At 71.3% G+C, this 15225-nt stretch carries 10 protein-coding genes; 1 reads left to right on the forward strand and 9 read right to left on the reverse strand.

The window, feature by feature from the left end; translation table 11 throughout:
- Positions 1-60 precede the first annotated feature (60 nt).
- From ACWDGI_RS18725 to pepN, 4 genes are all read right to left on the reverse strand, one after another.
- The gene (locus tag ACWDGI_RS18725) at positions 61-795 is read right to left on the reverse strand and encodes a TrmH family RNA methyltransferase (RefSeq protein ID WP_450760333.1); all 735 of its coding nucleotides are present in this window, start codon (positions 793-795) and stop codon (positions 61-63) included.
- Positions 792-1991 (reverse strand): HTTM domain-containing protein, encoded by a 1200-nt coding sequence (locus ACWDGI_RS18730; RefSeq protein ID WP_450760335.1) that lies wholly within the window; start codon positions 1989-1991, stop codon positions 792-794. The genes ACWDGI_RS18725 and ACWDGI_RS18730 overlap by 4 nt, the downstream gene beginning before the upstream one ends.
- A complete protein-coding gene (locus ACWDGI_RS18735; protein ID WP_450760337.1) occupies positions 1988-2809 on the reverse strand; it encodes a DUF5819 family protein in 822 nt (273 codons plus the stop codon). The genes ACWDGI_RS18730 and ACWDGI_RS18735 overlap by 4 nt, the downstream gene beginning before the upstream one ends.
- 371 nt (positions 2810-3180) lie before the next feature.
- Positions 3181-5616, reverse strand: a complete 2436-nt coding sequence (gene pepN / locus ACWDGI_RS18740; protein ID WP_450760339.1) for an aminopeptidase N — start codon at positions 5614-5616, stop codon at positions 3181-3183.
- A gap of 157 nt (positions 5617-5773) precedes the next feature.
- On the opposite strand from pepN, the gene ACWDGI_RS18745 reads away from it, so the two are divergent.
- Positions 5774-6907: an acyl-CoA dehydrogenase family protein gene (locus tag ACWDGI_RS18745; protein WP_450760341.1), complete on the forward strand. Its 1134-nt coding sequence runs from the start codon at positions 5774-5776 to the stop codon at positions 6905-6907.
- A gap of 352 nt (positions 6908-7259) precedes the next feature.
- On the opposite strand, the gene ACWDGI_RS18750 is transcribed toward ACWDGI_RS18745, so the two are convergent.
- The 5 genes from ACWDGI_RS18750 to fxsT form a co-directional block, all read right to left on the reverse strand.
- Positions 7260-7589 carry a rhodanese-like domain-containing protein gene (locus tag ACWDGI_RS18750; RefSeq protein WP_450760721.1) on the reverse strand — a complete coding sequence of 110 codons (330 nt, stop codon included), beginning with the start codon at positions 7587-7589 and terminating at the stop codon, positions 7260-7262.
- 39 nt (positions 7590-7628) lie between these two features.
- Complete coding sequence (locus ACWDGI_RS18755) at positions 7629-8441, reverse strand: hypothetical protein (protein ID WP_450760343.1); 813 nt, start codon at positions 8439-8441, stop codon at positions 7629-7631.
- Between the two features lie 222 nt (positions 8442-8663).
- A complete protein-coding gene (locus tag ACWDGI_RS18760) occupies positions 8664-10121 on the reverse strand; it encodes a DUF2252 domain-containing protein (RefSeq protein WP_450760345.1) in 1458 nt (485 codons plus the stop codon).
- 87 nt (positions 10122-10208) lie between these two features.
- Positions 10209-11177, reverse strand: a complete 969-nt coding sequence (locus ACWDGI_RS18765) for a hypothetical protein (protein ID WP_450760347.1) — start codon at positions 11175-11177, stop codon at positions 10209-10211.
- Positions 11178-11223: 46 nt separating this feature from the next.
- A complete protein-coding gene (gene fxsT, locus ACWDGI_RS18770) occupies positions 11224-15222 on the reverse strand; it encodes an FxSxx-COOH system tetratricopeptide repeat protein (protein WP_450760349.1) in 3999 nt (1332 codons plus the stop codon).
- Positions 15223-15225 lie beyond the last annotated feature (3 nt).

The following is a 15225-nucleotide window of genomic DNA, read 5'->3' on the forward strand; positions in this document are numbered from 1 at the left end:
GTTGTGGCTGGTCGCGCAGTTCCCCGCGGCCCCCTTCAGGGGCGTCGCGGCCGAGGCCCGCTACAAGGCACTCCAGTGGTACAAGGTCATCGCCACGCTGGTCGCCAGGTTGTAGCTGCTCACCTGCGGGCGCATCGGCAGACGCAGCAGGTGATCGGCACGCGCGCGCAGGTCCGTCGACAGGCCCGTTCGTTCCGATCCGAAGGCGAGGATCGCGTGGTCCGGGAGCTTTGTGTCCCGGATGTCCTCGCCTTCCGGGTCCAGTGCGTACACCGGGCCCGGCGGCAGCTCCGGCACGGTCAGTCGCTCGACCGCCGTCGCGAAGTGGAGGCCCGCGCCGCCTCGTACGACCGTCGGGTGCCAGGGGTCGAGCGTGCCGGTCGTGATCACTCCCGTCACGCCGAAGCCCGCCGCCAGGCGGATCACCGCGCCCGCGTTGCCGAGGTTGCGGGGCTCGTCGAGAACCACGACGGGGGCGGGGCGCGGGTCGCGGGCCAGCTCACGCAGGTTGGCCTCACGGGACGGTCGTACCGCCAGCGCGGCCACGGCCGTGGGATGCGGGCGGGAGACCAGGGACGCGTACGTCTGGGAGGGCACCTCCGTCAGCAGGGCGGCCAGCGCCTCCCGTACGTCCGGCGCCAGCTCGTCCGCCAGGGCCAGTGCCGCGGCCCGGTCCGTGGTGACCGCCACCGGTACCCGCGCGCCGAAGCGCAGGGCGTGCTTGAGGGCGTGGAAGCCGTCGAGGAGGACGGCCGAGTCCGCCAGCCGCGCCCAGTGGTTCAGGGGGTCGGTCATGCCCCGAAGCCTACGCGGGACTGTTCGTCGGCCTCCGGGGAGCGAGCCGGAGGCAGTGCGGGGGCGTCGCGCCGGAAGACGCGGTCACGCGCGCGTGCCGCTCGGCCGCCCAGCCAGAGCAGGAAGGCCGTCGGCAGGAAGACCGAGTCCGCGGCGATCATGGCGAGCGAGAAGAAGGGCAGGCCCAGGACGACCGCGATCACCGCGTGCTCGGTCATCATCGCGGCCAGCAGTACGTTCTTGACCCGGCGGTTGAACAGCGTGAACGGGAAGGCGACCTGGACGATGACCGTCCCGTAGGTCACCAGCATCACCAGTGTGCCGTTGGCGGACAGCAGGTCGGCGAGGGCCGGCCAGGGCGAGAAGTAGTCCAGGTGGAGCGGGTAGTAGACGGCGGTGCCGTCCTGCCAGCGGGAGCCCTGGATCTTGTACCAGCCGGCGGTCGCGTAGATCAGGCAGGCCTCCGCCATGATCACGAACAGGGCGCCGTTGTGCAGGATGTCGGCGATGACGTCCAGCAGGATCCGGGGCTCGGGGGTGCGCGCCCAGCGGCCCGCCGCCCACCACAGGGCGGCACCCACCCAGGTCGCCCACATGAGGGCGGGCACCAGCCAGCCGCCGCCGGTACGGCCGGTGAGGGCCGCCACGACCAGCAGGACACCGGACACCGCCCACAGCGCCGGTCCGACCCGGTCGGTGACCGGCTGCCGGGCGTTACGCGCGCGTGCCGCCCGGCGCGCGTCCAGCGACCACACCTGGCCGCAGCGGGTGAACACCAGGTAGAAGGACATCAGGTGCAGCACGTTGTCACCGCCGTCGCCCACGAAGACGCTGCGGTTCTGCAGGGACAGCACGCCGACCATGAACAGCAGGGACATGGCACGGGTGCGCCAGCCCACCAGCAGCAGGGCGCTGCAGAGGACGGCCAGGAAGTAGAAGACCTCGAAGAAGACCCGGCCGTCGGAGACCAGCAGCGCCGTGAAGGCGTGGTTGTCCGCGGTCAGCTGCTGGGCGAGGTCGAAGCTCCAGGGGCCGTCGGGGCCGTACAGCTCCTGACGGTGCGGGTACTCGCGCAGCAGGAACAGCAGCCAGGTGGCGGCGAAGCCGATGCGTACGACGGCCGTCTGGTACGGGCCGAGCGCCGACCCGGTGACCCGGGCGATGGCACGGGACAGGCACAGGGCGAGGCGGCTCATCGCACACCTCCGTCGGCCTCGTCCGCCGTGACCGTCCACCAGGGCAGCACCCGGTAGACCGGGGTGTCGGAGACCTTCTCACCGCTCCAGTCCGGCGGTGGCACGTTGGTGGTGCTGGAGCGCACCTGGACGCGCTCGACGGTGCCCTTCTCGCTGGTCGCGTCCCCCGCGTACATCCGCATCACGACGATCCGGCGCAGGTACCGCTCGGACAGGGAGCCGCGCAGGCCGATCGGGCGGTTGTCGGTGCCGTGGGTGGTGACGAAGAAGTCCCAGGCCCGTCGCAGTTCGTTCTGCACGGTGTGGCTCGGCAGCAGGCTGCCGTCGATGGCCTTGCCGTCCTGGGCGGACAGGTCGTTCCAGCCGGTGGTGGTCGTGGTGCCGTCCTGCATCCGCACGTCGGCGCGTACCTGTACGGCGATGTTCTGCTGGAGCGGGTTCGGCGCGAACAGCTTCCAGTTCTGTTCGAACTCCGGGTACACCCACTCCTCGATCGCCTTGCCGTGCTGCTTCGTCACGGTGTTCGCCGGCGCGACGCTCAGGAACACCATTCCGAGGTGCACACAGGCGGCGACCGCGACCAGGGCCAGCGCGAGGGCCGCGCCGACCTGGTAACGGGGGGAGAGAGCGGCGACACCGGTGCGGGGCGGGGCATACGGGGGCTGCTCCCGGCCGCCGCCTTCGACAGGCGCGACAGATGTGACGGCTGCGACAGATGTGACAGGTGCGACGGGTTGGGCAGGTCCCGGATCCGGGCGCGGCTCGCCAGGACCCTCCGGCCCGTGCCGGGCGTCCGAGTCCCCGTCGTACGCGTCCATGCCGCCCCGTTCCCCGATACCGCCGTGTCGTCCCATGTCGTCCGGACGGCCCGTCCGGGGCCGTCCGGTGTGCCGCTGCCCGGCACTCGCACGGAACGGTACTCAGCACCGGCCGCCGGGCGCAGCCCCGGGGACCGGCCGAAGAGCGTGGCCATCGCCACTCCGGCGGATCCCGGCGGCCGTCGTCGCGGCGGTTCGCCAAAGCCTCAGGACCAGGTCACCGCAGGTGGTACGGCGGACAAGGGCGGCCCCCGGAGCCCCGCTGGGCGGGTTGTCCACAGGCCGCGCCGGCGGTTTTCCACAGCGGTTGAAACCATGGACCCCGGCCTCGAAACTGTGGATCTGCCCCGGCACCAGGCGTAGCGGATGTGTCAGGCGTTCACGGTCCGGGCGCGGAGCATACGCAGGACGGTGTCGGAGCGTTCCAGGAGGGTGTTGCGGACCACGGGGGCCGCTTCCTGGATCGCCTGCTGGGCCTTGTCGACGTATGCGGAGTCGATGGCGTACAGCGGGAAGAGCTGGGAGGTATAGACCATCGCCGGGATCATTCCGCCCTGGTCCAGCTGGGGGATCGCGGCCAGGTAGTGCTCGGCGTAGGGGGCGAGCAGGGCGTCCTGGCCGGGGCGCCAGAAGGCGGCCGCCACCGCGCCGACCGACTGGACGGGCACCGTGCGGTCCACGGCCAGCCGCTGCCAGACCTCCGCCTTCGCGGCCGGGTCGGGGACGGCGGCGCGGACGGTGAGGGCGCGGACCCAGGCGTCGGGGTCGGGGTCGCGTTCGAGCAGGGCGGCGGTCTCGGTGGTGACGTCGCCGCCGAGTTCGGCCTCGCGGACAAGCGCGCGCCAGCGCAGGTCGACGTCGTCGCCGGCCTGGTCGCGGAGCCAGGCCAGGTCCTCGGCGCCGGTCGCGGTGCGGGCCAGGCCGCGCAGGGCCACCTGGCGGCGGCCCGGGTCGTCGGCGAGCTGCCGGCAGGCCCCGGCGACCGCCTCCGTCAGCGCGGGGCGGTCGGCGTCCGGGGCCCAGAGTTCGGCGATGTTGGTGACGAGGGTCAGGAGGGGCTCGATCACGGCGTCGGACGTCTCGGCGGCGAGGACCGCGGTGAGGCACCGTCCGGCCTCGGCCGCCGTGGTCTCGCCGGCCGTGAGCATGTCCCAGACGGTGGCGGCGGCCACGCCCCGGGAGATGGCCGTGGGCAGCTGGGCCGCCGTGCGGAAGAGGGTGTCCCGGGTGGCGGGGTCCGGGCGGCTGGTGGCGAAGGTGAGGTCGTCGTCGTTGATCAGGAGGAGGTCGGACATGGCGGGAAGGCCGGTGACCGGGGTGCGGGGCTCGGTCACCTCGACGCGGACCACGGCGGTGCGTTCGAGGGCGTCGCCCGCGCGGTCGTACGCACCGACCGCCAGGACCTGCGGGCGCGGGGTGCCGTCGGCGACCAGGGTGACGGTGTCGCCGTCGTGCTCCAGCGTGAAGCGGTCGGTGCCGGCCGTCTCCAGCCAGGCCTTCCGCCAGGTGGCGAGGTCCCGGCCGCCGGCCTCGGCGAGGGCGTCGATCAGGTCCTGGAGGGTGGTGGTGCCCCAGGCGTGGCGGGCGAAGTAGGCGGCCATGCCGGTGCGGAACCGGTCCTCGCCGACATAGGTCATCAGCTGCTGGAGGACGGAGGCACCCTTGGGGTAGGTGATGTTGTCGAAGATCGACGCGGCCTGGGCGACGTCGTGGATGGGCTGGTGGATCGGGTGGGAGACCGGGCCCTGGTCGGAGAGGTAGGCCTTGAGCTTGCCGCCGGCGAGGTGGCCGGCCCAGACGTCGGTGTACCGGGTGGCGCCCTCGGCGGCCCAGTGGCAGGCGAACTCGGCGAAGGCCTCGTTCAGCCAGAGGTCGTCCCACCAGCGCATGGTGACGATGTTGCCGAACCACATGTGCGCCATCTCGTGCAGCAGCACGACCGCGAGCAGCTCGCGCTCCGCGTGTGTCGGCGTGGCCCGCCGCAGGAACATGTCCGACCAGGTCACGCAGCCGTAGTTCTCCATCGCGCCGCCGAACTCGGGCATGAACACCTGGTCGTACTTGCGCTGCGGGAACGGCATCGCGAAGGCCTCGGCGAAGAAGGCGAGGCCCTGGCGGGTGAGGGTGAAGATCTCGTCGGCGTCGCGTTCCAGGACCTCGGCGAGCGAGCGGCGGGCGAAGATGCCGAGGTCGTGGCCGTCGGCCTCGCGGCGGATCTCGTGGAAGGGGCCGGCGTTGACGACGGTGTTGTACACGGACAGCGGCGGGGTGTCCGGGAAGCTCCAGCGGCGGGCCGCGCCCTGCTCCTCGACGCGCGGGTCGCCGGAGTTGCTGAGGACGGTCCAGGCGGCCGGGGCGGTGACGGTGAAGGCGTGCGGGGCCTTGAGGTCGGGCTGGTCGAAGCAGGCCCAGACGAAGCGGGCCTCGTCGGGTTCGAAGCTGGTCCAGAGGTAGACCTCGCCGTCGGCGGGGTCGACGGCCTTGTGGGCGCCCGGGCTGGTCGTGGTGTCGGTCTGGACGCTCTCGACGCGCAACACGTTGTGGGCGGCCAGGCCGGGCAGCGGGATCCGGCCGTCGTCGCCCGGGGTGAGGGGGATGCCGTTGAGGGTGGCGGAACGGACCTCGGCCGCGCAGTCGACGAAGGTCTCGGCGCCCGGCTCGGCGCAGCTGAAGGCCACCGTGGAGACGCACCGGATCTCCGGTCCGCCGGGCAGGGCGGTCAGGTCGATGTCCACGTCGTACCGCTCGACCGTGACCAGTGCGGACCTGCGCTCGGCCTCGATGCGGGTCAGGCTTCGGATCGCCATGTGTCCTCCCTCGTGTGCCCGTCCCCGTCGGCGGACAGCGGCCGACAGCCTACGTCGGAAGGAGCGGGTGATCGCAGGGGTTTTTGGTTCCCTTCTTCTAGAACCTGTTCTATCTTGACGGACCGTCAGGTAGCGGACCCGCCGGGAGGACAGGACCGTGGACTTCACCTTCACCGAGGAGCAGCTGGCGGCGGCCGAGGCGGCGCGCGGCGTGTTCGCCAAAGTGGCGCCGGACGCGGTGCCGAGCCCCGCGCTGACCACCGGCGCCGTGGCCGAGCACTTCGACCGGGAACTCTGGGACACCCTGGCCGGCGCGGACCTGCTGAGCCTGTTGCCGGCCGAGGAGTACGGCGGGGCGGGGCTGGACGCGATCGCGCTCTGCCTGGTGCTGCGGGAGTCGGCGAAGGTGCTGGCCCGGGTGCCGCTGCTGGAGAACAGCGCCGTCATGGCGGCCGTGCAGGCGTACGGCGACGAGGAGCTGCGGGGCCGGCTGCTGGCGCGGGCGGGGCGCGGCGAGCTGGTGCTGACCGTGGCCGCGAGCGGCCGCACCGGGCACGACCCGGCCGAGCTGGCGGTGACCGCGCGACGGGACGGCGACGGGTGGGTGCTGGACGGGGTGCAGACGGCGGTGCCGTGGGTGTACGACGCCGATCTCGTCGCCGTACCGGCGCACACCGACGGCGACCGGAGCGTGCTGGCGCTGGTGGCGCCGTCGGGCGACGGGATCACGCTCGCCGAGCAGGTGTCGACCAGCGGGGAACGGCTCGGCGAGCTGCGCCTCGACTCGGCGCGGGTCGCGGGGCGGGACGTGGTGACGGCGGAGGGGGCCTGGGAGTGGCTGCGGGAGCTGCTGGCGACCGGGACGTGTGCGCTGGCGCTCGGGCTGGGTGAGCGGGTGTTGCGGATGACCAGCGAGTACACGGGCAGGCGGGAGCAGTTCGGGCATCCCGTCGCCACGTTCCAGGCGGTCGCCGTGCAGGCCGCCGACCGGTACATCGACCTGCGGGCCATGGAGGCGACGCTGTGGCAGGCGGCGTGGCGGATCGCCTCCGGCGCGGCCGGGGCGTTGCCGGCGGCCGGGGATGTGGCGGTGGCGAAGATCTGGGCGGCGGAGGGGGTGCGGCGGGTGGTGCAGACCGCGCAGCATCTGCACGGGGGGTTCGGGGCCGACACGGAGTATGTGCTGCACCGGTACCACGCCTGGGCGAAGCAGATCGAGCTGGCGCTCGGGGGGGCCGGGGTCCATGAGGAGGCGTTGGGGGATTTGCTGGCTTCGCATCCACTGGCGTAGAGGGGCGAGATATCAGGGGGCGCTCGGCGGGAGGGGATCCGCGGGGCGGTGGGGGCTGGTCGCGCAGTTCCCCGCGCCCCTTACGGGGCGCCTCGATGCGGGGGGCGCTCCAGCGCGGGGCGCCTCAATACGGGGCGCCTCAATACGGGGGGCGCTCCAGCGCGGGGCGCCTCGATACGGGGCGCCTCGATGCGGGGGGCGCTCCAGCGCGGGGCGCCTCGATACGGGGCGCCTCAATGCGGGGGGCTCCAGCGCGGGGCGCCTCGATACGGGGCGCCTCGGCGCGCAGGCACCCCGTGTGAGAGGGCCTCGGTGCAAAGAGGGTCTCGCTGCGAGGGGGCGACGAGTCGGCTCAGATGACGAAGCCCGGTTCTCCCGCGTCCGTGACGACCTCGCGGCCCGCCGCCTGCCATACCTGCATGCCGCCGTCCACGTTGACCGCGTCGATGCCCTGCTGGACCAGGTACATCGTGACCTGGGCCGAACGGCCGCCGGAGCGGCAGATGACGTTGACGCGGCCGTCCTGGGGAGCGGCCTCGGTGAACTCGCCGTAGCGGGCCACGAACTCGCTGATCGGGATGTGCAGGGCGCCGGTGGCGTGGCCCGCCTGCCACTCGTCGTCCTCGCGGACGTCCAGCAGGAAGTCGCCGTCCTTGAGGTCCGCGACCTCGACCGTGGGCACACGCGCTGCGAAGTTCATGGCTCCGACGCTACCCGACCGCTACTCCTGGGTGAGCAGCGCGGCCAGCTCGCTCTCCCGCTCGGCGACGTCCTTGTAGAGCTTCTCGGCGATCTCGTCGAGGAGGCTGTCGGGGTCCTCGGGGGCCAGCCGGAGCAGGCCGGCGATGGGGCCGTCCTCCAGCTCCTTGGCGACCAGGGTGAGCAGTTCCTTGCGCTCGGCCAGCCATTCGAGGCGCGCGTACAGCTCCTCGGCGCGGCTCGGCTTGCGCTCGGGCGGCACCGGGCCGGCCGCCCACTCCTCGGCCAGCTCCCGCAGCAGAGCCTCGTCGCCGCGGGCGTAGGCCGCGTTGACCCGGCTGAGGAACTCCTCGCGCCGCTCCTGCTCGGGCCCCTCCTGCACCAGGTCGGGATGGGCCTTGCGGGCCAGCTCGCGGTAGAGCCGGCGGGCCTCCTCGCTGGGCCGCACCCGCTGCGGGGGCCGTACCTCCTGCTCGGTGAGCATCGCGACGGCCTCCGGGAACAGGCCCTTGCTGTCCATCCAGCCGTGCAGCAGTTCCTCGACGCCGGGGATGGGCAGGACCCGGGCCCGGGCCTCCTCCGCGGCGCGGATGTCCTCGGGGTCGCCGGTGCGGGCGGCCTTCGCCTCGGCGATCCGCGCGTCCAGCTCTTCGAGGCGGAGGTAGAGGGGGCCGAGCTTCTCCTCGTGCAGGCGAGAGAAGTTCTCGACCTCGACACGGAAGGTCTCGACCGCGATCTCGTACTCGATCAACGCCTGCTCGGCGGCCCGCACGGCCCGCTCCAGGCGTTCCTCGGGCCGCGGTGCCTCAGACTGCTCAGCTTCCGGGGTCGTCACCCGACCAGACTAGGGCCTGTCGTCCTCATGGGTGGCCGCCACCCGCTGGGTGACCGGATCTCCGCAGGCCACGACGGGGGTTCCGGGGCCGGCAGACCGGCTCGCGGGTGCGGCCGACGGGGCAGTCGCGGTACGGGGGATCTCGTCGAGGATCACCTTCGCCGGGCAATGCCGGGTCGCGGGCGCCCAGGATTCAGCACCTCGGGGGCCCGCCACCGGAGGTCACACCCCGAGCTCCGCCGCGATCCGCCCCGTCCGTACCGCGGTGACCAGATCCCCGTGGTCCGCCTCCGTGCGGTCGGCGTAGGTCACCGCGAACGCGGCGATCGCCTCGTCCAGCTCCTCGTTCTTGCCGCAGTAGCCGGCGATCAGGCGCGGGTCGGCGCTGTGCGAGTGGGCGCGGGCCAGCAGGGCGCCGGTCATCCGTCCGTAGTCGTCGATCTGGTCGGGCGACAGCGCGGCCGGGTCGACGCTGCCCTTGCGGTTGCGGAACTGGCGGACCTGGAAGGGGCGGCCGGCCACCGTGGTCCAGCCGAGCAGGATGTCGCTGACCACCTGCATCCGCTTCTGCCCGAGGACCACCCGGCGCCCCTCGTGGTCCACGGCGGGCGCATCGAAGCCGGCCGTCGCCAGGTGGGGTACGAGCGCGGACGGGCGGGCCTCCTTGACCTGGAGGATCAGCGGCTCACCGCGATGGTCGAGGAGCAGCACGACATACGACCGGGTGCCGACACTGCCGGTGCCCACTATCCGGAAGGCGACGTCGTGCGGGGCGTGCCGGGAGAGCAGCGGGTGGCGGTCCTCGGAGAGCGTGGTGACGTAGTGCTCCAGGGCCGCCACGACCGCTTCCGCCTCCTCGTCGGCGACCCGGCGCAGCACCGGCGCGGCGTCGACGAAGCGGCGCCCGCCGTTCTCGGTGGGCTCGGTGGAGCGGGCCGCGAACCGGCCGCTGGTGTTGGCGCGGGCCTTCTCCGAGACGCGGCGCAGGGTGCCGAGCATGTCGTGGGCGTCGGAGTGGGAGACCAACTCCTCGTCCGCGATGGCGTTCCACGCGTCCAGCACCGGGAGCTTGGCCAGCAGGCGCATGGTGCGGCGGTAGGCGCCGGCCGCGTCACCCGCCGCCTTGCGGCACGTGTCCTCGTCGGCGCCCGCTTCCCGGCCGGCCAGCACCAGGGAGGCGGCGAGCCGCTTGAGGTCCCACTCCCAGGGACCGGGCACCGTCTCGTCGAAGTCGTTGAGATCGATGACCAGGTCGCCCCGCGGGTCGCCGTACAGACCGAAGTTGGCCGCGTGGGCGTCGCCGCAGATCTGGGTGACGATCCTGGTCATCGGGGTGCGGGCCAGGTCGTGCGCCATCAGGCCGGCCGAGCCGCGCAGGAACGCGAACGGGCTCGCCGCCATCCTGCCGACCCTTATCGGGATCAGCTCCGCGATGCGGTCGCGGTTGGACTCCTCGACCGCGCCGACCGCGTCGGGCCGGGAGCCGTCCAGATCCAGGGCGGCGTGGCTGCTGCGCGGCACGGCCGAACGCAGCGCCTTGCCCTCCTCCTTGGGCGAGCCCTGCACCGGCCACTGCGCAAAGCCCCTCGGCGAGGGCAGCTTGCGCGCCCCGGCCGTCGCCGGCTCTTCCAGTCCGGTCACATCGACCGCCTCCCCCGTACTCCGCACACGCACGAACATCAACTCGTGGAGACGGTACAGCGAGTGGCCGAAACCCGTCAGACCCGTGGCCTCGGGGCGGCGTCCGTGCCATGGCCGACCGGGCCACTATTCGCTCGCCAGCTCCCTCCCCAGCCGATCGATGTGCCGGTCCGCCTCCGCCAGGCGCGACTGGTCCAGCGACACGCCCAAGAGGTAGCGGCGTTGCCGCAACTGCTGGAAGTACACCGCTCCGTGCTCGATGTTCAGGACAATCTGGCGCATCTCCCCTTCGAGTAGCGCGTACAAGGACGTGTTCATACGGCCTGTGACGCCCGGCAGTAACTGGCCCAGCAGGGAGTACCTGTCCCGGCGCTGTTGCGGTGTGGAGGACCCGAGGAAGCTCCGTAGCGCGGGGTGGCCGAAGATGTCGACCGCGAGGGTCGGCACACCCCCGACGTAGTAGGCCAGGTAGTGCAGTCCGCGAACGCCGAGTGCCTCGCGCAGCAGGCCGGCGGTGGCGTCGGGGACATCGGTCGCGCCGGCGGCGTTGTCCTCTGTGTGTGTGGTGGCGTCAGTGACGTTCTCGAAGGACTCGTCGGCCTGCTGCCCGTCCTCCGTGCCCTGCGTGGACGGTGTCCTGGAGTCGCCGGAGGACGGGTCTGCGGCCCCGCCGTACCTGCTCGCATACGAGCGCCGGACGGCCAGGTGGTAGCTCGTGGCCGGGCGCAGGCCGCCTATGCCCTCGGCCAGCCGGGGAATCAGTTCGCCGATCCGGTCTGTGGGCGTGACACAGCACAGATGACTTCCTCCCGCGACAGAATGGTAGAGAAGTGCTCCGGTGGGCACATCCACCACCGTGCGTATGGGCGCGCCGGTCCGGAGTTCGGCGAAATCCGGCGCCAATTCTTCAAGTATGTAGAACAGTTGCCGCCCGGCGCGTTCGAGTCGGTGCGATGTCGACTCGGCGGGGGAATCCCCCGGTGTTTTCGACGTCTCGGCGGCGAACATTTTCGCCCGGTCCCGATCGTAGAAGGCGAGATGTGCCAGACCGCATGACTGCAGCAACTGCCTGAGCTGTAAATCGAATTCGCTCATCTTCTGCTTCCCCCCGTCGCGTTCGTGCGTCGGTTCCGCGGAAGGGTCAGACACCCTGCACCTCCAGATCGGCACCGGTCCTCCGATACGGCTCGGCCAGCAGTGCCCTGGCAAGGCCGTGGTCCTTCGCAAAGTGTTCGGCGACCTTGCGCTCGAGGCTTGCCTCGAGTTCGCCGTCGGTCTGAGGGCGGGAGGAGAGCAGGTTCGCCATGGCGGTCAGCGTGACCGGATGGCTGTCGCCCCACGCGGACCGCTCCTTGCAGCCGTCGTAGATGTCCTGGTCCTCGCCGGCCAGTTCCATGGCGGGCAGGCTTTCGAGCGCGGCCATACAGTTGCTGCGGTTCATCCGCGCGACGAGCGTGTAGCGATGTCTGCGGTGGAAGGCGTCCTTCAGCTGGAGTACCGCCTTGTCCGCGTGTTCGGCCGCCTCCTCCGCCTCCCCGCAGACCAGCAGATACAACGCGAGGTTGCTGCGGCAGATACCGGTGAAGGGATGGTCGTCGCCGTACACCTCGACGTAGTGCCTCAGAACGTCCCGGGCGTAGCCCGCCGCGTCGGCGGTCCTGCCCTGGGCGTGCAGACCGATGGCGAGGGACAGCCTGCAGGACATCGTCCGGGGGTGCTTCTCGCCCCACTGGTCGCGGTAGGCGACAAACGCGTCCTTGAGGAGCGGCAGGCCATGCTGGCCGTCGCCCTGGCGCACCATGGTCATGCTCAGGCTGGCGACCGCGCCCAGCACGTGGTGGGATCCGGAGTCCGGCAGCTTGTTGAGCTGGTTACGGGCCTCGGTCAGATACCGTTCCGAGGCGGCCAGATCGCCCAGCTCCCGGTGGTAGGTGCCGAGGTGCGCGTACGACACCCACCGCTTGGGATCGGCGTCCTTGCCCGACGCGCTCTGTCCGCGCCGTTCGTGCGCGTGCTGCTCCTGGAGGATGGCGGCCGGGACCGACTCGACGTAGAACTTGGACAGTGCGAGGTTGCTGGAGGCGGCCAGCGTCCCGTTTGCGTTCTCCCCGATGGCCTCCTGCAGTCCCGAGAAGGTCCCCCGGTCCTCGTCGAACGCCTCACTGAACTTGCCCGCGGCGCGTAGATCGGCCGCGTACCCGCGGCGAGCCAGCAGGATGTCAGCCTGGCTGTGCCCGTCCCTGCGCAAGGTGGTCGTGGCGTGGGTGGTGAGTACGAGCGCCGTACGGTAGTCGCCGAGAAGCCGGCAGGCCGCGCCGAGCTGCGACTCCATGCGCAGCACCATGAGGTGCTCCTGGCCCAGGGTCTGCCGCCAGCACTCCAGGACGCGTTCGCCCAGCTCTCGGGCGCCGTTCCAGTCGTTGGACATCCAGCGGTGGTACACCTGGCTGACCAGCCAGGCGTGGACCTCCGGATCGGTGCTGTCCACGGCGCCGGAGACGATGACATGGCGGTCGAGCTCCACGAAGGTGTCGTGGTGCTTCGGCAAATGCCGTTCCAGGTCGTTCGGCACCATCGCGGCGAGAACCCCGAGGACCTCCGCGCGGGTCGCCACTCGCTCCTCCTCCGACATCCAGCCGCGCACCAGGTCCTGGACGACGCGGTGGACCCTCAGCGTCTGGGAGGGGAAGTCCTGGACGGCGAGTGCCTGGTCACCGAGGAGGTTGAGATGGCGGTACAGGGTGAAGACGGAGTTCCCGAGTTCTGAGTCGAAAGGCTTCAGCAGCTCCACCATCCGGTCCGACTGGACGACGTTCATGCCCACACCGTCCGGTGACAGGAAGGAGCACAGGTCCAGGAGCCTGGCGGCGGCCGGGGACTTCTCACGCAGGTCGTCGTAGGCAAGCCGGCAGACCTGGGTGAAGGCTCGATAGGCGGGCAGAACCGCCTCCTGGGGAGCCGGCTGACCGCTGTCGAGCAGTTCGATGTAGGGGACTATGTCCTGGGGACAGGCCTGCAGGACCGCGGCCGCCGCCTCCTCCGCGATCGGCAGGTGCCCCACCCGTTCGGCGAGCAACCTCAGTTCCTCGTCGGCGACGCCGGGCAGCCGCTGGCTGAGCAGGGCCACGCTCTCGTCGTCGGTGAAGGCGTCGACGGCGTACTTCGTGTACCCGGAGGGCCACTCCATGTTGTTCGAGGTGATCAGGACGTGGCCCGTGCCGCCGGTCGGGATGTACTGCTCGACCGCCTGCTGGTTCGCCGCGCCCTCGAAGACGATCAGCCACCGCCGCAGTTCCGGAGACCGCCCCTCCCGCAGGTCCTCCAGCAGCGCCTGCCGGTCCTCGCCGGTGCGCCGGCCGTCGCTCCTGGCATTGACCGCCTGGGCCAGTTTGGCGAACGAGTCCTGGATGCTCTCTGCGGTGGCGGCCGGTATCCGCCACACCAGGTCGTACTGCGAGGCGAACCGATGGGCGTACTCCAAGGCGATCTGCCGCTTGCCCATGCCGGTCAGACCGCACAGCACCTGGGGCGGGGAGTAGCCCGCGCCGGAACAGTCGAAGCCCTGGCGCAGCGCGTCGAGCTGGTCGATCCGCCCGATGAACCCGGCGTTGCGCCTGGGCAGATTCCATACCGCCGGCTGGAGTCCGGGGAAGCGGGGCCCGGTCCAGACGGACTCCGGCTCGGTACTGGCGGGCAGCCCGAAATGGCCGAGCAACTCCTGGCGGGCCGCGTCCTCGCTCTGCCCGTCCAGCGTGATGGTGTCCTGCCAGCCGAATTCGAAGTGCGGGGCGAGCCGTGCGGTACTCACTCGCACGCCGATCACTCGCTGGTCGCCGGGTCCCCTGCCCACCGGTGCGCCGGTGGTGAGACGCGCCACGGTCTCGCCGGCCGGCGTACCTGCCAGGTGCGGGGAGAGCAGGGCGAGGACATAGGTGCTGTCGGGTAACGAGTCGGCCGGTTTCTCGCCGGGCGGGACGACCTGGAATCTGGCCGGACGCAGCAGCTCGCCGATCCAGTCGGCCCAGAGCTGGTCGTTGGGCGCGTGCAGCAGGGTGACCGTGCGGGGCTCGGCCTCCTGCTCGGCCTGGAGCCGCTCGCGCTGCTCCAGGGTCCGGCGGTAGGAGCGGTACTGGGCGGGCGACGGCGGCTGGAGATCCCGTATCTCACCGTCGGTGATCTGCTCTACGAGCCGTACGTACGCCGCGACGATGCTGCCGGCGACGCGCGGGTCCTCCCGCATCACCGCCAGCTCCTCGCCGTACGTGTAGTAGGGCACGTAGGGCACTCTCATCTGCCCCCAGTAGGTGGCGAGCTCGTTCTCGTCCTCGATGCGGAGATACGGGTCGAGGGCCTGGCGTGCCTCGATGAAGCGCTGGTCCAGCCGATCCCGTTCGTTCTGGTCGACCCGCATCTGGACGAAGTGCAGTCCGGTGTTCGGGCGGTGCCGTCGGATGAGCTCAGCGATCTTGCGGGCGCCCTGGATGGCCTGCGGGTTCATGGTGAGGGCGATGACGACCTCGTCGGGCAGGGCGAGCGTGCAGATCCTGGCGCCGTCGGAGAAGCCGGTGCGACTGTCGATCAGGATGTAGTCGTAGTCGCTGTCGTGCAGCCGAGCACGCAGGGCTTCCAGGAAGTCATTGCCGTCGGCACTGGTGTGGAACCCGGTCCAGTTGAAGTCGGCCAGGCGGTTGGCGTAGTCCTCGTCCATCCGCCCGGGGCCCATGTAGTGGAGCCGGCCGCCGTTCGGGAAGCTGTGATCGAGGTCGACCTGGTAGCGCTCGAAGTTGGTGTGCTGCGGATGCAGCGCCCTCAGGTCGTACGGCATCTCGTCGCCCATGGCTGCGGCGGCGCCCGCGAAGGCGGAGAACATGTCCAGGACGCCGTCGGAAAGGCTCAGGTCGGAGACCGGGAGAAAGGCGCCGTAGTAAAGGTGCAGGTCGGGCGCCTCCAGGTCCCAGTCGACGACCAGCACCGACTTCCCCTGACTGGCGATGATCCAGGCGGCGTTCGCCAGGGCCATGGTGCGGCCGGCCCCGCCCTTGAACGAGTAAAAGGTAATGATCTTCGCGCGGCGCGACGATCCCGTCGACTCCACGGAGTCCGACGGACTCGCTGCCCCTCCAGAACCTGTGGTTCTCATCCC

The sequence above is a fragment of the Streptomyces sp. NPDC001220 genome, from assembly GCF_053597895.1.